Annotated in this window: 17 protein-coding genes; 5 read left to right on the forward strand and 12 right to left on the reverse strand. The window is 75.1% G+C overall.

The genetic code is table 11. From position 1 onward, the window contains the following. The first annotated feature begins 173 nt into the window (after positions 1 to 173). Positions 174 to 863: an aspartate/glutamate racemase family protein gene (locus M8330_RS16015; protein WP_250057569.1), complete on the forward strand. Its 690-nt coding sequence runs from the start codon at positions 174 to 176 to the stop codon at positions 861 to 863. Between the two features lie 88 nt (positions 864 to 951). On the opposite strand, the gene M8330_RS16020 is transcribed toward M8330_RS16015, so the two are convergent. The 3 genes from M8330_RS16020 to M8330_RS16030 all read right to left on the reverse strand — a co-directional run bounded on the left by M8330_RS16020 (position 952) and on the right by M8330_RS16030 (position 4004). Continuing rightward, a complete protein-coding gene (locus M8330_RS16020) occupies positions 952 to 2583 on the reverse strand; it encodes an NHL repeat-containing protein (RefSeq protein WP_250828135.1) in 1632 nt (543 codons plus the stop codon). A gap of 162 nt (positions 2584 to 2745) precedes the next feature. After that, the gene (locus tag M8330_RS16025; protein WP_250828136.1) at positions 2746 to 3216 is read right to left on the reverse strand and encodes a PPOX class F420-dependent oxidoreductase; all 471 of its coding nucleotides are present in this window, start codon (positions 3214 to 3216) and stop codon (positions 2746 to 2748) included. A gap of 140 nt (positions 3217 to 3356) precedes the next feature. Then, the gene (locus M8330_RS16030) at positions 3357 to 4004 is read right to left on the reverse strand and encodes a TetR/AcrR family transcriptional regulator (protein ID WP_250828137.1); all 648 of its coding nucleotides are present in this window, start codon (positions 4002 to 4004) and stop codon (positions 3357 to 3359) included. A 146-nt stretch (positions 4005 to 4150) separates the two neighbouring features. Here M8330_RS16030 and M8330_RS16035 point away from each other — a divergent pair, with 146 nt between their 5' ends. Together M8330_RS16035 and typA are read left to right on the forward strand one after the other, a co-directional pair. Beyond that, positions 4151 to 4759: a DUF4386 family protein gene (locus M8330_RS16035; protein WP_250828138.1), complete on the forward strand. Its 609-nt coding sequence runs from the start codon at positions 4151 to 4153 to the stop codon at positions 4757 to 4759. Positions 4760 to 4907: 148 nt separating this feature from the next. Beyond that, complete coding sequence (typA, locus tag M8330_RS16040; RefSeq protein ID WP_250057559.1) at positions 4908 to 6803, forward strand: translational GTPase TypA; 1896 nt, start codon at positions 4908 to 4910, stop codon at positions 6801 to 6803. A gap of 122 nt (positions 6804 to 6925) precedes the next feature. On the opposite strand, the gene manA is transcribed toward typA, so the two are convergent. Continuing rightward, entirely contained in the window at positions 6926 to 8110 is a 1185-nt protein-coding gene (gene manA, locus M8330_RS16045; RefSeq protein WP_250057557.1) for a mannose-6-phosphate isomerase, class I, read from the reverse strand. Positions 8111 to 8224: 114 nt separating this feature from the next. After that, complete coding sequence (locus tag M8330_RS16050) at positions 8225 to 9229, reverse strand: hypothetical protein (RefSeq protein WP_250828139.1); 1005 nt, start codon at positions 9227 to 9229, stop codon at positions 8225 to 8227. 226 nt (positions 9230 to 9455) lie between these two features. Here M8330_RS16050 and M8330_RS16055 point away from each other — a divergent pair, with 226 nt between their 5' ends. Together M8330_RS16055 and M8330_RS16060 are read left to right on the forward strand one after the other, a co-directional pair. Further along, positions 9456 to 11216 (forward strand): sensor histidine kinase, encoded by a 1761-nt coding sequence (locus tag M8330_RS16055; protein WP_250828140.1) that lies wholly within the window; start codon positions 9456 to 9458, stop codon positions 11214 to 11216. 40 nt (positions 11217 to 11256) lie between these two features. Continuing rightward, entirely contained in the window at positions 11257 to 12855 is a 1599-nt protein-coding gene (locus tag M8330_RS16060) for a sensor histidine kinase (protein ID WP_250828141.1), read from the forward strand. Positions 12856 to 12885: 30 nt separating this feature from the next. On the opposite strand, the gene M8330_RS16065 is transcribed toward M8330_RS16060, so the two are convergent. The 7 genes from M8330_RS16065 to M8330_RS16095 are packed head-to-tail and all read right to left on the reverse strand — an operon-like array spanning position 12886 to position 19203. Then, the gene (locus M8330_RS16065; RefSeq protein ID WP_250828142.1) at positions 12886 to 13698 is read right to left on the reverse strand and encodes an enoyl-CoA hydratase-related protein; all 813 of its coding nucleotides are present in this window, start codon (positions 13696 to 13698) and stop codon (positions 12886 to 12888) included. A gap of 18 nt (positions 13699 to 13716) precedes the next feature. Continuing rightward, positions 13717 to 14469, reverse strand: coding sequence for a hypothetical protein (locus M8330_RS16070; RefSeq protein ID WP_250828143.1), 753 nt, complete (start codon positions 14467 to 14469; stop codon positions 13717 to 13719). Continuing rightward, positions 14466 to 15440, reverse strand: a complete 975-nt coding sequence (locus M8330_RS16075) for a vWA domain-containing protein (RefSeq protein ID WP_250828144.1) — start codon at positions 15438 to 15440, stop codon at positions 14466 to 14468. Before M8330_RS16075 ends, M8330_RS16070 begins: the two co-directional genes overlap by 4 nt. After that, a complete protein-coding gene (locus M8330_RS22540; RefSeq protein WP_250828145.1) occupies positions 15437 to 16651 on the reverse strand; it encodes a VWA domain-containing protein in 1215 nt (404 codons plus the stop codon). The genes M8330_RS16075 and M8330_RS22540 overlap by 4 nt, the downstream gene beginning before the upstream one ends. Then, the gene (locus M8330_RS16085; protein ID WP_250828146.1) at positions 16648 to 17199 is read right to left on the reverse strand and encodes a hypothetical protein; all 552 of its coding nucleotides are present in this window, start codon (positions 17197 to 17199) and stop codon (positions 16648 to 16650) included. Before M8330_RS16085 ends, M8330_RS22540 begins: the two co-directional genes overlap by 4 nt. Next, positions 17186 to 18118, reverse strand: a complete 933-nt coding sequence (locus M8330_RS16090; RefSeq protein WP_250828147.1) for a DUF58 domain-containing protein — start codon at positions 18116 to 18118, stop codon at positions 17186 to 17188. The genes M8330_RS16085 and M8330_RS16090 overlap by 14 nt, the downstream gene beginning before the upstream one ends. A gap of 29 nt (positions 18119 to 18147) precedes the next feature. Then, positions 18148 to 19203 carry an AAA family ATPase gene (locus M8330_RS16095; RefSeq protein WP_372490240.1) on the reverse strand — a complete coding sequence of 352 codons (1056 nt, stop codon included), beginning with the start codon at positions 19201 to 19203 and terminating at the stop codon, positions 18148 to 18150. Positions 19204 to 19214 lie beyond the last annotated feature (11 nt).

The following is a 19214-nucleotide window of genomic DNA, read 5'->3' on the forward strand; positions in this document are numbered from 1 at the left end:
ACGGCCGAGCCACGAGATCCCCGCACCCGAGCCGGGGCGCGCGCCTTCGTCGGGTGCGGGCGTCTCGTGGCTCCTCGCCGGAGCCGGTCGCACCTCGACGACCCTGGCGGTATGACCTGCGCCCCACGAATGCCCCTGGCGGAGTGACGCACGACACGGCAGGCTCGGTGCTCGTGAAGACGATCGGACTTGTCGGTGGCATGAGCTGGGAATCCAGCGCGGTGTACTACGAGCAGCTCAACAGCGGCGTCGAGGAGCGGGTCGGGCCGCTGTCGTCCGCCCGCCTGGTGATGGCGTCGGTGGACTTCGCCGAGGTGACGCGGCTGCAGGAGGCCGAGGACTGGGACGCGGTGGCCGCGCTGCTGGTCGAGGCCGCGCAGGGCGTCGAGCGCGCCGGGGCCGACGTGCTGCTGCTGTGCACGACGACCTTCCACCAGGTCGCGGACCAGGTGGAGGCGGCGATCGGCATCCCGCTGCTGCACCTGGCCGACGTGGTCGCGCAGGCCGCGAAGGACGCGGGGCTGAGCGAGGTCGGCCTGCTGGGCACGACGTTCGCGATGGAGCGCGACTTCTTCGTCGACCGGCTCGCCTCGCACGGCCTCAAGGTGCACGTGCCGGACCCGGACCACCACGACACGGTGAACCGGATCATCTACGACGAGCTCGTGCACGGCCGCGTGGTCACGCGGTCGCGGCGCACGGTCACCGGCCTGATCGACGACCTGTGGGACGCCGGCGCGGGCGGCGTCATCCTCGGGTGCACCGAGCTCGAGCTGCTGATCTCCCAGGCGGACGCGCAGATCCCGGTGCTGGGCTGCACCAGCCTGCACGTCGGGGCCGCCCTGGACCACGCGCTTGCCTGACCCGGGGGGGCAGCCCGCCGCCCCCGACCGCCCGCCGGGCCTCCCACGCCGGAGGGCCCGACCCGGGGACGGGCGGAGAGGGTGCCGCTCAGGAGTAGTCGGGCTGCTTGACCGCGCGCCAGGGGCCGGTGTTGCCGGCCTTGTCGACCGCGCGCACCCAGGTGAAGACCCGGCCGTCGGCGTTCTTCAGCACGTTCTGCCACTTCTGGCTGACCGCGACCTTGGAGCGGGTCCTGCTGACCTCGATCGTGCCGAGGCCGGACTTCTTGTCGCTGCCCGCGACGTCGAGCCGCCACGTCTTCTCGGCACGGACCCAGCGGGCCTTGGCCGAGGTGATCCGCGGCGCCACGGTGTCGACGACGATCGCGTCGCGCCAGACCGCGTCCGTGCCGCTGCCGGGGAAGCGGACGAAGACCCGGCCGGAGAAGGACGTGTACCAGTCGTAGATGCAGGAGTCCTTCACGTCGGTGGTCCAGGAGTCCTCGAACGCCTTGTTGTTGGCGATCTCGATGGTGTCGGCGCCCTCGGGCGTGGCGACCTGGAGCATGACGCGGCGGGTGACGGTGTACTTGGCGCCGCGGTTGATCAGCAGGTCGTCGGTTCCGCAGGCCCAGGGCTCGTCGGCCGCCGGGTTGTCCGAGCCCGGCTCGACGGTGCTGGCCCAGAACGAGTAGCCGCCGTTGCTCCACCGCTGGACGCGGCCGTTGCGGGTGTCGGCGACGTAGAGGTTGCCCGCCCGCTTGGTGCCGTCCTGCGGGTGCTGGGCGATGGCGGTGGGCAGGTCGAGCCAGCCCATCTTGGCCGAGGCCTGCGCCGGGTGGCCGAGGGTGCGGTACGAGGTGTAGTCGTTGCCGCCGTCCATCATGAACACCGCGTTGTTGGCGGCGTCGAGCACGGCGAGCTGGCCGAGCTTGTCGGCGGACAGGTCGGTGGGCATCGGGGAGAAGCCGTCGGCGACCTTCGGCAGCCGCACCTGGGTGCGGGGCTTGTCGCCGTCGCTCAGGGTGGCCGCGTCGTAGGCGGCCAGGGTGCCCTGGCCGGGCAGCGCGACGACGACCCGCGCCGGGACGCCCTTCGAGCCGGGCACGTAGGCCAGGCCGCCGCCCGGCTTCGTGCCGGGCAGGTCGGTGCTGGCCAGCAGGATGCCGCCGGTGGTGTAGGCCTGCAGCTTGGTGCCGCAGCGCTGGGCGACGTAGACGGTCCGGCCCTGCACCGCGATGCCGCCGTAGAGGCCGGGGTCGCGAACGGACGCCGGGCACCAGACCTCGGGGCGCAGGAGCCAGCGCTTCTTCACCACGCCGTCGAAGGTCATCTGGGTGACGCTGCGGCCGTAGTAGATCCAGAGGCTCTTGCCGGAGACCTCGAGGTCGGTCACCGGGTCGGGCTGGTCGAGCACGAGCGGCGTCAGGGCGTCGTCCTGGCTCGAGAGCCGCGCGAGCGTGCCGCCGTTGCGGAAGCCCACGAACGTGGTGCCGTCGGAGGCCACCGCCACCGCGGTGGGCTTGTCCGCGCCGGCGAGGAACGAGGTCCTGGCGGCAGCGGGGCCGGCCACGGGGGCAGCCACGGGATCGGCGGAGGCGCCGGCGAGCGGCGCGGACCCGAGCGCGAGCGCCAGGGCCGTGGTCAGCGTGAGGCCCAGGACTCGCCTGAGCGCGGGGCGCCGGACGGGGGCCGTGGCCCGCGTCGCGCCGAGATCGTGGTCGTTCCCTCCCCAGAGCACGCGGTCAGGCTAGGGACTCCCGAGCGCGCCCGTGCGCCGAATCGGGCAAACCTGGGGGCGGGACCCAGAAATACCCCGCCCCGTTTCACCACCTGGGCATTCGCGGCAGCCCAGCGCCCGCGGCCGGCACCGGCGCCAGACGTGAGGGGCGGCGTGACGGGCCTACTGCGCCGGCGCCCGGCCCGGCGGGAAGCCACCGGTGGAGACCGGGCCCCAGGAGGTCGGCGAGATCCGCAGCAGGGTCTTGCCCTGGCGTCGCATGGCCTCGCGGTACTCGTCCCAGTCGGAGTGCTCCCCGGCGATGCAGCGGAAGTACTCCACCAGGCCGTCCTGGGCCTCCTGCGACGGCATGTCCAGCACCTCCGCGGTGCCGTCGACCTGCACGTACGCGTCGTTCCACTCCGCCCCGTGCACCATGACGCTGACCCGGGCGTCGCGCCGCAGGTTCACCGCCTTGGCCCGGCCCGGGTAGGTGGAGACGACGAGGTGCTCGCCGGAGACGCCGCCGGAGACCGGGGACATCTGCAGCCCGCCGTCCCGCTTGCGGGTCACCAGCGTCCAGTCGTGCTTGTCCCGCACGAAGTCGAGGAGGTCGGTCAGGTCCACGCGGGTGGTCGTCGCGATCGAGGCCATGACGCCACCGTACGCACGGCGGCGGCCGCGCGCCTCGTCCGGGCGGGCGGACGACGGGCGGACGACGGGCGCACGACAGCGGACGACGGCGGGCGGCACGGGTGTGGACGGACCGCGCCGGTCGGCAGCGGCAGCCGGGCTCAGGCGCCTGCCGCGCGACGGACCTCCAGACCGTCGAGCAGCACGCCCAGGCCGACCTCGAAGTGCGCGGCGAAGTCGTAGCCGGGGGCCAGCACCTGCTCGCGCGCGAGCCCGGCGACGTGCGGGTAGGCCTCCCCCATCGCCGCCAGCATCGGCTCGGCCACGGCCGCGATCTCCTCCTCGAACCCGGGCCCCGCCTCCGTCGGCATCGGGAGCGTGGCCTGCTGGAGCGCGAAGCCGAACGTGAACGCGTCGAGCACCGCGAAGGCCAGCCCGGCGGTGGCGGTGTCGAACCCGGCCTCTGCCAGGGTGGCGAGCACCGCCTCGTGGTGGCCGAGCAGCACCGGCCCGGGCGAGGTGCGGGTCTCGATCAGGTGCAGGCACCACGGGTGGCGGGTCATCGCCAGGCGCGTGGACGAGCAGCGCCCGGCCAGCTCGGTGCGCCAGTCGGCCCCGGCGGCGACGGCCTCGGCCGAGGGCAGCGCGATCTCGGCGACCACCCGCTCCACCAGGGCGTCGAGCACGGCCTCCTTGTTGGCCACGTGGTGGTAGAGCGACATCGGCTGGACGCCGACCCGGGCGGCCAGGGAGCGCATCGTCAGCGCCTCGACCCCCTCGGCGTCGGCCAGCGCGAGCGCCTCGTCCACGACCCGCTCCCGCGTCAGTGCCGGGCGCCGCCGGCCTGGACCACCCGCCGACCCCGCACCGGACCCCGTTGACGCTGCCATGCCGCGACCGTACCTTACAACGTACGACTTACTTAGTAAGGTTTACGTTGGAGCAGGAGACCGCCATGACCACCACCGCCAACCCCGCGCCCGGCACCCGCCGCGCCACCGCACTGCCGTCGGCCCGGGTCGGCGCCCTCGTCGCCGGCACCGCCCTGCTCGTGATGACGGTGCTGGCGCCCGTCGGCGTCCTGCTGCTGGACCGCGGACAGGCCGTGCCCGGCGGTCTGCTGTTCGCCCTGGTCGCCTGCCTCGACGTGACGATCGGCCTGGCGCTGCTCCCCCTCACGATGCCCGCCGGGCGTCGGCTCGCGCTGGTCGCGGCACTGGCCCGCGTCCTGGCCGGCGTGGCCCTGCTCGTGGCGGCGGGCTTCGCCGTGGCGGGACGGGTGGCGACGTTCCAGGACGTCTGGGACGTCTCGCTGCTGGTCTTCGGCGTGCACCTGCTGGCGCTCGGGTGGCTGCTGGCCCGCTCCGGGCCCGCCCCGGCGTGGGTCGGGTGGCTCGTCGTGGTGGCGGGCGTCGGGTACGCCGTGGACGCGGTGGCCGACGTCGTCGCCCTGCTCGGCGGCCCCGCGGGCGCGCCGACGATCAGTCTCGTCACGTTCGTCGGCGAGCTGGTGCTGATGGTCTGGCTGCTCGTGCGGGGCGGCCGCCCCGCCCCGTCCGCCTGAGGCCCACGCGCGCCTGATCGGCACGAATCGGCGCCTGGGGGTCGCGACACTAAGATGGCGGGGGCCAGGCGTGCGCGCCGGCCACTCCCCGAGGCCCACGCGTTCGAGCGGCGGGCCGCCACGAGCCTGGAAGCGACGCCTGAGAGCCATGTCCGAGATCAAGTCCGCCAACCTGCGCAACGTCGCCATCGTCGCGCACGTCGACCACGGCAAGACCACCCTCGTCGACGCCATGCTGCGGCAGGGCGGCGCGTTCAGCGAGCACCAGGCCGAGTCCGTCGCGGACCGCGTCATGGACTCCGGTGACCTCGAGCGCGAGAAGGGCATCACCATCCTCGCGAAGAACACCGCCATCCACTACAACGGTGCGTCCGCCCCCGAGGGCATGACGATCAACATCATCGACACCCCCGGCCACGCCGACTTCGGTGGCGAGGTCGAGCGCGGCCTGTCGATGGTGGACGGCATCGTGCTGCTGGTCGACGCCTCCGAGGGCCCGCTCCCCCAGACCCGCTTCGTGCTGCGCAAGGCGCTCAACGCCGACATGCCCGTCGTGCTGGTGATCAACAAGGTCGACCGCGGCGACGCCCGCATCGACGAGGTCACCGACGAGGTCTACGAGCTGTTCATGGACCTGCTCGACGACTCGCACAGCCAGGACGCGCTCGACTTCCCCGTCGTGTACGCCTCCGGCAAGGCCGGCATCGCCTCGACCGAGAAGCCCGAGAACGCGACGCTGCCCGACGGCGACAACCTCGAGCCGCTGTTCAAGACGATCCTCGAGACCATCCCCGCGCCGAAGTACACCGAGGGCGCCCCGCTCCAGGCCCACGTCACGAACCTGGACGCCTCCCCGTTCCTCGGCCGCCTCGCGCTGCTGCGCATCCACCAGGGCGAGCTGCGCAAGGGCCAGCAGGTCGCGTGGATGAAGACCGACGGCACCGTGAAGAACGTCAAGATCACCGAGCTGCTGATCACCGAGGGCCTGACCCGCGTGCCCGGCGAGTACGCCGGCCCCGGCGACATCGTCGCGATCGCGGGCATCCCCGACATCATGATCGGCGAGACCATCGCCGACGCCGAGAACCCGGTGGCCCTGCCCCGGATCACCGTCGACGAGCCGGCCATCTCGATGACCATCGGCACCAACACCTCGCCGCTGGTCGGCAAGGTCAAGGGCGCCAAGGTCACCGCCCGCATGGTCAAGGACCGCCTCGACACCGAGCTCATCGGCAACGTCTCGCTCCGCGTCCTGCCCACCGAGCGCCCCGACGCCTGGGAGGTCCAGGGCCGTGGCGAGCTGGCGCTGGCCATCCTGGTCGAGCAGATGCGCCGCGAGGGCTACGAGCTGACCGTCGGCAAGCCGCAGGTCGTCACCCAGGAGATCGACGGCAAGGTGCACGAGCCGCTCGAGCGCCTCACCGTGGACGCCCCCGAGGAGTTCCTCGGCACCATCACCGAGCTCCTCGCCACCCGCAAGGGCCGCATGGAGAACATGACCAACCACGGCACCGGCTGGATCCGGATGGAGTTCGTGGTGCCGGCGCGCGGCCTCATCGGCTTCCGCACCGACTTCCTCACCGAGACCCGCGGCACCGGCATGTCGTCCTCGATCTCCGACGGCTTCACCCCGTGGGCCGGCGAGATCCGCGCCCGCAACAACGGCTCCCTGGTCGCGGACCGCTCCGGTGCCGCCACCGCGCACGCGATGACCTCGCTCCAGGAGCGCGGCACGATGTTCGTCAAGCCCGGCACCGAGGTGTACGAGGGCATGATCGTCGGCGAGAACTCCCGCGCCGACGACATGGACGTCAACATCACCAAGGAGAAGCAGCAGACCAACATCCGCTCCGCCACGGCCGACAACTTCGAGAAGCTGACGCCCCCGCGCGACCTCTCGCTGGAGCAGTGCCTGGAGTTCTGCCGCGACGACGAGTGCGTCGAGGTCACCCCGGAGATGATCCGCATCCGCAAGGTCGTGCTCGACGCCAACGACCGCGCCAAGACCGCTGCCCGTGCCCGTCGCGCGGCCGCCGGTCGCTGAGCCTGCGACTCACCTCACGCACCACGCACCACGCACCAACGCCGGACGCCGGCGGGGCGCTCCCCCTCGAGGGAGGCTGCCCCGCCGGCGTCCGGCGTTTTCTGCCGACTCGGCCCGTGGGCTCAGACGAGGTCGAGCATGCGGCGGCGACGGCCCTCGGCGGTCGGCTCGTAGGCCTGGGCGACCTCGCCGGTGCCGCGCAGCCGCACCTCGCCGTCCTCGTAGCCCGCGTACATCACCGCGCCGCGGCTCAGCCGGATGACCTGCCCGCGCTGGCTGACGGCCTCGACCTCGCCACCGGTGCACACGAGGATGCTGCGGCCGGTGACGGGCAGCAGCACGCCGTCGACGTCGGCCGGGGAGGTCTGGGTGACGGCCAGGCCGAACTCGCCGTCGCCGGGCTCGAACACGTCGGTGCTGGCCCCCACCAGCTCGGGCGAGACCCGGGCCAGGCGCGACATCTCGGCGTCCACGCTGGCGACCACGGCCTCGGGCGCGAGGTGCTTGGGCGTGAGGCCGGCCCGCAGCACGTTGTCGGAGTTGACCATGACCTCCACGCACATGCCGGACAGGTGCGCGTGCAGGATGCCCGCCCCCAGGTAGGCGGCCTCGCCCGGCTGGAGCGTGAGGCGGTTGAGCAGCAGCGAGACGATGACGCCGACGTCGCCCGGGTAGTGGGGCGCGATCTCGGTGGCCGAGGCGTAGGCCCGCTTGATGTCGAGGCCCAGCGCCAGGCGCCCGTGGCACAGGGCGACGATCTCGTGCACCTCGTGCACGCTCGGCGGCGAGGTCAGCAGCCGCTCGAGCATGCGGACGATGCCGCGGAAGCCGGGCCGCTCCATGAGCTGCTCGCGCATCCCCTGCACCACCGGGTGGTCCAGCGGACCGAGGATGCGCAGGATCTCGGCGGTCGGCCGGAACCCCACGAGGGTGTCGAAGGTGGTCAGCGCGTAGACCATCTCCGGCTTGGGGTTGGCGTCCTTGTACAGGCGCTCGGGGGAGTCGATCGGGATGCCCCGCGCCTCCTCCTCCTTGTAGCCCTGGCGGGCGAGGTCAGCGTTCGGGTGCACCTGGATCGACAGAGGGCGAGCCGCCGAGAGGATCTTCATCATGAACGGGATGTCGCCGGAGACGTCGCTCAGCGGGCGCCGCTCGTCCTCGACCTGGACCATGGCGGGCCCCAGCGGGTGGGTGCCCATCCAGACCTCCGCCATGGGGTGACCGGTCGCGGCACGGCCCAGGAACGAGGGGATGTCGTAGGCCGTCCCCCAGGCGTAGTCCTGCGAGGGGCAGTCGAGGAGATGCATGGCGCCCAACCTAGGCTGCGACCGTGCCTCACGGGCAACATGGCTCCCAGGTGACGCACGTCTCCTGGTTGTGAGGCGGACGATCGCGCCCGGTGGTCCAGGGCACCCGGCCGATCAGGCGCCCGCGCGGCCCAGCAGAGTGTCGCGCCGCTGCGCCAGCCCGAGCAGCTCCGCGTCCGCCTCGCGGCGCGCGGCGTCCAGGTCGCGGCGCACCTCGTCCACCTGGTGGCGGCCGCGTCGGACCCGCTCGAGGGAGTCCTGGATGCGCCGGCGCACGTTCCAGTCGCTGATGATGTTGTCGAAGAAGACGTCGAAGACCTGCTGCCCGGGACTCACGCCGATGTGGCCGACCCCGACCCGGTCGACGTCTGCGAGCTCACGAGCCAGGTGGGCCAGCGCCGCGTCGGCCTCGACGATGGCCCGCTGCGCGTCGTCCAGGCGGTTGTACTTCATCGCGTCGCCGATCATCCCGCCGCCGAAGAAGGTGTCGTAGCTCGACCAGCCGTGGGCGGAGTCGAGCCGGTCGTGGGCGTGGGCCAGCGCGCCGGCGGCGTGGCCGGCGGCCTCGGCGGCCTCGGCGAGCTCGCGCTGGCGGTCCTGGAGCGTGCCGACCTCCTCGGCCAGCGTGGCCAGGGCTCGCCCGGTCTCGTCGCCGCGCTCCACCAGCCACTGCTCCACCGCGACCCGCGCCCGCTCCAGCCGGGCCGGGCCACCGCGCAGCCGGTCCAGCCGGGTCCGCACGGCCTCGAGCTCGGCCTCGACGGCGCGCTGGTCGGCCAGCGCCCGGGCGGCCGCCACCTCCGCACGCTGCTGCTCGGCCCGCTCCCGCCGCAGGTCGTCGTCGCGCGTGCCGCGCAGCTGGGACCACAGGCGGCCGGCGCTGAGACCCTCCAGCACTGCCACGTCCGCCGTCTCGGCGGCGAGCACGGCCGTGGTCTCCTCGGTGCGACGCAGCGCCGCGTCCAGCTGTCGCACCGCGCGGCGCCGCCGCTCCTCCTGCCGCACGCCCTCGGCGACCTGCTCCCTCGCCGCGCCCAGCTCGGTGAGCAGGTCGGCAGGCACGTCGGCGGGCACGTCCGGGCTGGTGGTCGTCGTGGGAGGGGGCGGTGCATCGCTCACCGGCCCACCGTGACACAGAAGTCCTGACGGCTGCGTCCCCCGACCGGGAGGTACTCGAACCAGGACGTGGGCCGAGTCCGGCAACAGGCGGGAGCGTCACACCCTCCCGGACGTCCACGCCCGGGTCGGACGAGCCGGACCAGACCGGTACGGAAGACGGTGCACCCTTGTCCACCGATCCGTGACTTTGGCAGCGCAGGGGTCGGGCGCGGGGGATGATGCGACCGTGCCAGCCGTCGCCCGACTCACCTCGCAGCTCGCAAGGCGTGCCCCGTGGATCGTCATCGGTCTCGTGGCGCTGGCGACCTGGCTGATCTCGATCGAGCCGCAGCTGGTCATCGGCGAGAACCGTGGCTTCCTGCCGGCGTTCCTGGCCGCGATCGTGCTCTGCGACGCGCTGACCGGCGTCGTCCTCGTGGCCCTCTACGCCACCGGCGGCAGCCCGCGGCTGCTGGCGCTGTCGTGGGCGTACGCGTACTCCAGCACCGTCGTGACCGTGCACGCGCTGGTCTTCCCCGGCGTGTTCACCGACGGCGACCTGCTCGGCGCGGTCGCCAGCTCGGCGCCGTGGCTGTGGACCGCCTGGCACGTCGGCTTCCCGGCCCTGCTCACCATCGGCCTGGTGCCGTGGCCCGACGGGTTCGCGCGGCTCATGTCGGGCCACCGCCGCACCACCGCGGTCACCTCGCACCTGCTCGTCCTGGGCGGCGCCCTCGCCGTGGCCGCGGCCGCCACGCTGTTCTCCCACCACCTGCCGACGATCATGGTCGACGGCAGCTACGCCACGCTCACCCACGTCTACGGCCCGGCGATCCTGGCGCTCCAGGTGGGCGCCGTGATCGCCGCCCTCCAGCGCGCCCGGGTCGGCTCGGGCCTGGAGACGTGGGCCCTCGTCGCGGTCGTGGCCAGCGCCTGCGACGCCTCGCTGGTGATCCTCGCCGAGGGCCGCTGGACGCTCGGCTGGTACGGCGCCCGGGCCCTGACCCTGCTGGCCGCCGTCGTCGTCCTGGTCTCCCTGCTCACCGAGGCCATCCGCGCCCAGCAGCGCATCCGCACCGACACCGAGCGCCTGCGTGCCCACAACGCCGAGCTGCGCGAGGCGCAGGGCCTGCGCGACCACATGATCGCGGTCGTCACCCACGACATGCGCACCCCCATCGGCGGCCTCACCGGCTACCTCGAGCTCATGGACGACGGCGACCTCGGCGACCTCCCACGGCCGGCCGAGAAGGCGGTGCACCGCAGCCAGGTGCTCGCCCGCCGGCTCTCGCTGCTCACCGAGGACCTGCTCATGGTCGCCACCGGGGCCGGCGCGAACCTGAGCATCGACCTGCGCGAGGTCGACCTGCCGGCCGAGGCCCGCGCGGCCGCGGCCGGGTTCCCCGACCGCGACATCCGGGTGACCGAGCCGCTGGCCCTGGTCACCGGAGACCGGCCCGTCCGCGTCCGGGCCGACCCGCTGCGCCTCCAGCAGGTGCTCGAGAACCTGCTGATCAACGCGTTCAAGTACGGCGAGCCGCCGGTGGTGATCACGGTGCGCGCGGAGGGCGACGACGGCGTCATCGAGGTCGCCGACCACGGCCCCGGAGTCCCGGAGGAGTTCGTGCCGCGGCTCTTCGACCGCTACAGCCGCGCCGCCGGCGTCACGGCCAACGGCTCGGGGCTCGGCCTCTCGGTCGTCGCGGACATCGTCGCCGCCCACCACGGCAGCGTCGGCTACGTGCTGGAGCGCAAGGCGTTCGCGATCCGGCTGCCGCTGGTGCAGCCGCTGCTGGGAGGCCCCGCCGCGCCTGTCACGGAAGCGTCGGTGCCGGCCGTGCCGGCCGGCACCACGGTCGAGCCGCGCACGGTGAGCGCCCCGGTGGCAGCACCCACGGCTGCACCGGTGGCAACACCGGCGGCAACACCGGCGGCAGCGCCCACCGTCGTCCCCACCACCGCCCCCGCCGTCGTCCCGGAAGTGGAAGCAGCCCTCGTCGAGGACTGAACCGCGTGCACGCGGGCCCGCGGCACGCCATGATGCTCGCGTGCGTCCCCCCGCTGCACACATCTCCCCCCACGCGTCCGGAGCCGTCGCCCTCACCACGACGGCAACCCCGGCACGCTCCGTGCGCGCGCTCGCGCCCTGGTGCGTGGTGGCCGCGCTCGCCGTCATCACGGTGGTGGTGCTCGTGCAGGCGCAGACCCCGCTGCCGGTGAACACGGACTTCCTGCCCGGCTTCCTGGTGGCGGTCGTTCTCAGCGACGCGATGACGGGCCTCGTCCTCCTCGCCCTGTACGTGACCGGCGACAGCCCGCGGTTCCTGGCCCTGTCCTGGGCCTACGTGTGGACCAGCGCGATCGTCACCCTGCAGGCCCTCGTCTTCCCCGACGTGTTCGCCCCGGCCGGGTTCGCCGGCTCCACCCCCGACAGCGCCCCGTGGCTGTGGGTCGCCTGGCACGTCGGGTTCGCGGTGCTCCTGCTGCCCGGCCTGCTGCCCTGGCCGGCGCGGGTCACGCGGGCCCTGGGCGGGCGGCACCGGGTGCGGGCCGCGCTGGTCAGCCACGGTGTCGTCCTCGTCCTGGTGGTGCTCGTGGGGCTGGCCACCACCGTCGGCGCCGCGCGGGTGCTGCCGCCGATCCTCGAGGACGGCAGCTACGCGCGCCTGACCACCGTCTACGGCCCCTGGATCCTCGGCGTGCAGGCCGTGGCGCTCGTCGCGGCGTTCGTCAGCGTGCTCGGCGCCCACCGGGCCGGTGTCGAGCGGTGGGCCCTCGTCGCGCTCGCGGGCTCGGCGGCCGACGCGTTCGTGGTGCTGATCGCCCAGGGCCGCTGGACGGTCGGCTGGTACGGCGCCCGGATCATGGCGCTGACCGCGTCCTTCGTGGTGCTGGTCGCGCTGGGCGCCGAGGCCATCCGGGCCGCCCGCCGCGTCCGCGCCTACGCCGAGCGGCTGGTCGAGCGCAACGCCGCGCTGAAGGAGGTGCAGGAGGAGCGCGACCACGTGGTCGCCGTCATCAGCCACGACCTGCGCTCCCCGCTCAGCGGCGTGATCGGCTACCTGGAGCTGCTCGACTCCGGCGAGCTCGGCCGGCTGGAGCCGGACGCCCACCGCGCCGTGCGCGCCGCCCGCGACCTCGTCACCCGGATCACCCTGCTCGCCGACGACCTCGGCACCGCCACCGCCTCGGGCGCGGGCCGGCTGCCGGTGACCACCGCCCCGCTCGACCTCGCCGACGAGGTCTACGCCGCCGTCGCCGGGTTCCCCGACCTCGAGGTGCGCGTCGACACCCGCGCGCAGCCCACCGTCACCGCCGACCCGCTGCGCGTGCAGCAGGTGCTCGCCAACCTGCTGGGCAACGCCGCCAAGTACGGCGACGCGCCCGTGCGGGTCCTCGTCGACGCGGACGCCGGCGAGGCGCTGGTCAGCGTCAGCGACGCCGGCCCCGGCGTGCCCGACTCGTTCGTGCCGCTGCTCTTCGACCGCTACTCGCGCGCGCCCGGTGTCCAGGCGCCCGGCACCGGGCTGGGGCTCTCCGTGGTGCACGACATCGTCGAGGCCCACCACGGCACCGTGGCCTACGTGCCCGAGCGCAACGCGTTCGAGGTGCGGCTGCCGCTGGCGACCGGCTGGTCGCTCGGCTGAGCCGTCACCCGGCGCCGGGGCAGGCGGGGATCAGGCCTCGAACACCGGCGGACGACGGCCCGTGAACGCCTCGACGCCCTCGGCGAAGTCGGGGCCGGTGTAGACGGCCAGCAGCCGCTCGTGGTCGTCGGCGGGCGCGGCCTCGAGGCGGTGGGCCCGGTCGAGCAGCTGCTCCTTGGTCGCCCGGACCGTCACCATGCTCGCCGCCTCCAGCCCGGCGAGGAGCGAGTCGAGGGCCGCGTCCAGCGCGGGGCCGTCGTCCACCACCTCCATCACCGCGCCCACCGCGTGCGCGCGGGTGGCGTCGACGAGCCGGGAGGCCAGCAGCATCTCGCGGGTCAGCGGCTCGCCGAACACGCCGGCGCAGCGGTGCACCACGGGCGCGGCCAGCGCGTTGCCGAGCGTGCGGGCGATCGGGTAGCCGAACCGGGAGCCGGCGGTGGCCAGCCGCAGGTCGCAGTGGGTGGCCACGGCGAGCCCGCCGCCCACGCAGACCCCGTCGACGGCCGCGACGGTCACCACGGGGGCGGCCAGGAGGGCCTCGAGCATCGCCCGGATCTCCTCCTCGTAGGCCACGGCCTCGTCGCCGTGCTCGCCGGTGCGGCCGAGGAAGTCGGCGATGTCGTTGCCGGCCGCGAACGCCTTGCCGCCCGCGCCGCGCAGCACCAGTGCCCGCACCCCGTCGGCGTCGGCTGCCAGCCCCTCGCACAGCGTGCGCAGCCCGGCGTACATCTCCCGGGTGAACGCGTTGCGGCGGTGCGGCCGGTCGAAGGTCACGTGCAGCGCGGAGCCGCGGCGCTCCACCGTCATGTCGGGCCGGGGCTCACCGGGGTGCTCGGTCATGCCCGCAACCTAGCGGCGCTACCAGGCGGGCGTCGTCTGCCCGGGGTTCCGCTCGCCGCGCTGCACGTACTGCTGCCGGATGCGCTCGCCCTGTTCGACCCGCTCGTCCAGCTCCACGCGCAGCCGCTGGTCGCTGCGCTCGCGCTCGTCGGGCTCGGTCTCGTCGTCCTCCTCCTCGCCCTCGTCGTCTCCGTCGGTCTCGGTGTCGGAGTCGGCGAGCAGGGAGGTCAGCCGCGCGGCCACGGCGTCGACGTCGGCGCGCACCGCCGCGGTCGCGGACCGGCGCGGGGCGTCGTCCTCGAGGCAGGGGTCGAGCGCGGCGAGGCCGGCGGTCCACGACTCGCGGGTCGCGACCGCCTCCTGGGCCAGCGCCAGGTCCAGGCGGACGCGGCACGCGTACCGCGTCGGCGGGCCGGCGGCCAGCGAGCGCTGGAGCAGCCGCACCGCCGCGCCGGCGTCCCCCGAGGCGAGGGCGGCGACGCCCGTGTCGTGGGGCGCCACCCAGCCGACCGCACCCTCGACGCCCGCCCGGGCCAGCGCCGAGGAGAGCGCCTGCTCCAGCGGGGTGTCGTTCAGCGCGGCCGCGGCCCGCGCGTCGGCGTAGCGGCCGTCCGCGAACGCCTCGGCCGCCCGGTGGTCGGCCCACGCCACGAGCACCAGCCGACCGGCGAGCAGCAGGGCCAGCAGCACCGGCAGCGCCCCGAGCAGGAGCAGCCGGCGGCGGGTGCGGGCCCGGGACCGGGTGCGGGCGGGTGTCGGGGCCGGCGTCATGGCGCGTCCCCCGTCCGGTCGAGCGCACGGCGGGTGCCGCGCAGCACCTCGGGCAGGGCGAGCAGCGCAACGGCCAGCGCCCACCACCACAGCGTGCCGCGGCCGGGCGTGCCGGCGTCGGGGTCGCCGATCGCCTCGGCGGCCAGCGCGGTGGCCAGGTCGGGCATGCCGGCGAGGGTGGTGCGGTGCTCCACGGTGCCGTCGAGGGCGTCGGCCACGGCGTCGAGGACGACCGGGTCGTAGCGGGTGACGGCGGCCTGACCGGTGGCCGGGTCGATCAGCGGGGCGGCGGGTGCCGCCCGGTCGGTGGTGGCGTCGGTGCCGGCGTCGGGGCTGGAGCCGAGCGGCGGCACGCGGCCGGCGTCCGCGGGCATGGTGGCGCCCTCGCGGGTGCCGTAGCCCAGCACGAGCGCGGCGTCGACGTCGTCGGCGAGCGCCGCCCAGGCCTCCGCGGTGCCGCGGGCGGTGGCCGCGGGGGCCGTCTGCTCGCCGTCACTGAGCAGCACCACGGCCGTGCGGGCGGGCTCCTCACCGGTGGCCGGGGCACGGGCGAGCAGGTCGGCCACGAGGTCGGTGCCGGTGGCCAGGGTGGAGCCGGTGCCCGAGAACGGCTCCTCGACGAGCACCTGGTCGAGCTGGCGCTGCAGTCCCTCGGCGTCGGTGGTGAAGGGGGCGCGCAGGGTCGCCTCCTCCCCCACGGTCACCACGGCCACCCGCACCCCCGGCAGCGCGGCGGCCAGGGCCTCGACGTCGACGAGCGCGGCGGCCACCCTCGTCCGGCCGTCAGCACTGTCGTCGGAGCGGGCCGCGTCGGCGGCCGCCATCGAGGTGGTCCGGTCGAGGACCACCACGACGTCCAGCTCCAGCGGGTCCGCGGGCGGCACGGCGTCGCGCTGGCCGACGCCGAGCGCGAGCCCCAGCACCGCCGCGGCCAGCAGCAGCCGCCGCACGAGCAGCATCGTCGTCCTCATCGACTGCTCCCGCCACCGGGGTCGCCGGGCCGGCCACGCAGTCCAGCCACCACCGCCAGCACCAGGACGAGGAGCAGCAGCGCGCCCCCGGCCCCGACCGCCAGGGCGCGGGCCGGCCCGGGCTCGTCGCGGCGCACCTGCTGGGTCAGGCCCGGTGAGCGGGAGGCCTCCAGGGCGTCGACGCGCTCGACGATCTCGGCGGTCCGCGCGGCACCGTCGGCCCCGGGGGCGCCCGTGACGGCGAGGAACCCGCCGGTCGCCCGCACGGCGGCATCCATCTCCGCGAGCGCGGCGGCGTTGCGCGGTCGCTCCAGGGACGGTGCCCCGATCCCGTAGACCACCAGGCCGTCGTCCGCCGCGACCTGGGCCGCCGCCGGCAGCGTGTAGACGCCCGTACCGAGCGGGTCGTTGTCGCTGGCCAGCAGCACGGCGCGGGAGCGGCGCTCGTCGAGCCGGTCGAAGGAGCGCGCGCACGAGACGAGGCCGTCGCCGATGAGCGAGGCGACCCGCTGCGGCAGGTCGATGCCGGCCACGTAGCGGTAGCTGCCCTTGTCGAACGCCTCCTGAGCGCGGGCGAGCTCGTCGGTGACGGCGGTGAGGTCGTCGGTCAGCGGCAGCACGTGCACCGCGGCGCCCGACCACAGCGTGAGGCCCACCCGGTCGCCCGGGCGCAGCCCCGCCACCACCTCGCGGATCGCGTCCAGCACGAGCACGTTGTCGTCCCACATCGACCCCGAGGAGTCCAGGCAGATCATCAGGTCGCGGCCGATCGCCTCGCCCGGCTCGGTCTCCGTGACCCCCGGGCGGCCCGCGACCCAGCCCGCCGCGAGTACCGTGACCAGCGCCAGCACGGCCGTCACCGCGCCCACGGCCCGGCGCCGCCGGCGCAGCGACCGGTACCGCGGCAGCGTCCGCAGCCGCGCCGCCCGCCGCGAGACCAGCGCCCCCTCGGGGGCGCGGCGGGCCGCCCCGCGCAGGCCGAGCACCACGGCCACCAGCACGGCCAGCACCGCGAGCAGCAGGACGCCGACGGCCAGGTGCGGCCACAGCAGCCAGCGGCCCGCCCACCGCTCCAGCGCGTCGGGCAGCAGCGGACCCGTGACCGGCGCCAGCCACCCGTCGATGCGGGTCAGCAGGGCGTCCCCGTCGACGGCTCCAGCGAAGACACCAGCGTCGGGACCAGCACCCGTGGTCATGGGGCCGGCGCTCACGGGTGCAGCCCCTGCACGACGCGCTCGGCCCGGGCGCGGACGTCGGCGGCCGCCAGCCCGGCGGTGGCGGACTCGGCAGTGGCCGGCGCGAACTCGGGGTCCTGGAGGGCCGCGACGAAGGCGGCGGCCTCGGCCAGCCGGGGGTCGTCGGCGGCCGCGGCGGCCAGCCGCTCGGCCGTCATCGCCTCGACCGGCAGCCCCGTCACGGTGGCCGCGAAGGCGCGGACGATGCCGCTGGCGCGGTGCGCGGCCCCGCGCGGGTCGGCGCCGGGCTCGATCGTCGCGAGCCCGGCCAGCGCTGCGAAGCGGCTGGTCTCCACCAGCCGAGCGTGATCAACACGCCGCCGGGGTGCGCGGCCGTCGTCCTCGGGCCCGCGGCGGCGCGTGGCCACGAGCACCACGAGGACGTAGCCCACCGCGAGCACGACGAGCGCCGCCGCCAGCCACAGCCAGCGGGGGTCGTGGCCGATCGGGCCGCGCAGCTCGGCGGGCAGCTCGGCCGTCATCACGGCCGGCATCACGGCCGGGGCGAGCTCAGCGACGCGCACGGCGGCTCCGCTCGATCACGGTGAGCACGGCGCGCGGCACGTCGACGCCACCGGCGAGGTCGAGGTGGGCGTGCGCGGCGCCGGCACGGGTGCAGACGGCGGCCAGCGCCGCGACGCAGGCGGCCTCGGCCTCGGCGGACTCGCGGGCCAGCCGAGCGTCCGTGCGGGTCCAGCGGGGCAGGAGCCGCGCCCCACCCCGACCCCGAGCACCGGCCCGAGAACCCGCCCGAGAACCGGCAGGCGCGGCCGTCCCGGCCAGGGTCGGGTCGGCGTCCCCGACCGAGAGCACCAGCACCTCGTGCTGCGCCTGGAGCCGCCGGATCGCGGGCGCCAGCGCCGCGGCCCCGGCCGGGTCGGCGGGGGCGTCGACGACGAGCAGCAGGAGCGTGCGCCGCCGGACCGTGCGCCGCACGTGGTCGAGCAGCCCGGGCACGTCGGCCGGCGCGGTCGACGGGGCGTCGTGGACGGCGGCCAGGCACCGCTCCAGGTGCAGCTCGCCGGGGCGGGCCGGCAGCCCGGAGAACCCGGTGGCGTCGCCGTGCACCAGCCCCACCGCGTCCCCGTGCCGCACGGCGAGCCAGCCCACGGTGCCCGCGGCGAGCACGGCGACCTCGCGGCGGGTGACCGGGCCGGTGGGGCCGAGCCCCGCGTGCGCGTCGAGGTCGCTGCCGGTGGCGACGGCGAGCAGCACGGTGTGGCGCCGCTGGGCGACGTAGCGCTTGACCAGCAGCTGGCCCGAGCGCGCCGAGGCGCGCCAGTCGAGGTCGGCGACGTCGTCGCCCGGCACGTACTCGCGGAGGTCGGCCAGCTCGGGCCCGCGGCCGGTGGCCACCGAGGCGTACTCGCCGTCCAGCAGCCCGCGGACCCGGCGGTGCGCCGGCAGCGCGAAGTGGCTGCGCACCCGCTGGACGTGACCCATGCGTGTCGGCTGCGTGTCGGCGGCGCGGGTCAGGGCGCCGGGACGGCGGCGAGCACCGCGTCCACGACGTCCTCGGGGCGCACGCGGTCGGCCTGGGCGTCGAAGGTGAGCACGAGCCGGTGGCGGAGCACCTGGTGGGCGAGCGCGACGACGTCGTCGGGTCGCACGTGGTCGCGGCCGGCCAGCAGCGCGACGGCGCGGGCCACGGAGAAGAAGGCGATGCTGGCGCGGGGGCTGGCGCCTGTCTCGACGGCCTCGGCGAGCGCGCCGTCGAGCAGGGTGGCGGTGCTGCGGGTGGCGGTCACCAGGCGCACGACGTAGTCCTTGACGGACGGCTCCACGTGCACCCGGGTGACCAGCCGCTGGAGCTCGGTGACGGCGGCCAGGTCGATGGCCGGCGCCCGGTGGGCCGGGTCCCCGCCGTCGCCGTGCGCGCCCCCGGAGAGCGCTCCGGACTCGACCCGGTCGAGCACGGCCACCTCCTCGGCGTGCGAGGGGTAGTCGAGCACCTCCTTGAGCATGAACCGGTCGAGCTGGGCCTGCGGCAGCAGGTAGGTGCCCTCCTCGTCGAGGGGGTTCTGGGTGGCGAGCACGAGGAACGGACGCGGCAGGGCGTGCGTCTGCCCGGCGATCGAGGTGTGCCCCTCGCCCATCGCCTCCAGCAGCGCCGACTGGGTCTTGGCCGAGGCGCGGTTGACCTCGTCGAGCAGCACCACGTTGGCGTGCACCGGGCCGAGCTGGGTGGAGAAGGTGTGGTCGCGGGGGTCGTAGACCTGGGTGCCGATGATGTCGGAGGGCAGCAGGTCCGGCGTGCACTGGATGCGGCTGAACCGCGCCCCCACCGCGTGGGCCAGGGTGCTGGCGGCCAGCGTCTTGGCCAGGCCGGGCACCGACTCCACCAGCAGGTGGCCGCCGGTGGTCAGGGCCACGAGCAGGCTGCGGCGCAGCGACTCCTGCCCCACCACGCTCGCCCCGACCCGGGCGTCGACCGCACCGGCCAGCGCGACCGCGCGCTCCACCTCCGCGCGGCTCAGCACCTCGCGGGGGTGCGCCGCGCCCGTCGTCGTCCCGGCGTCCGTGCTCACGCGCCCATCCT

This window comes from Nocardioides bruguierae (assembly GCF_023656415.1).
Taxonomy (GTDB): domain Bacteria; phylum Actinomycetota; class Actinomycetes; order Propionibacteriales; family Nocardioidaceae; genus Nocardioides; species Nocardioides bruguierae.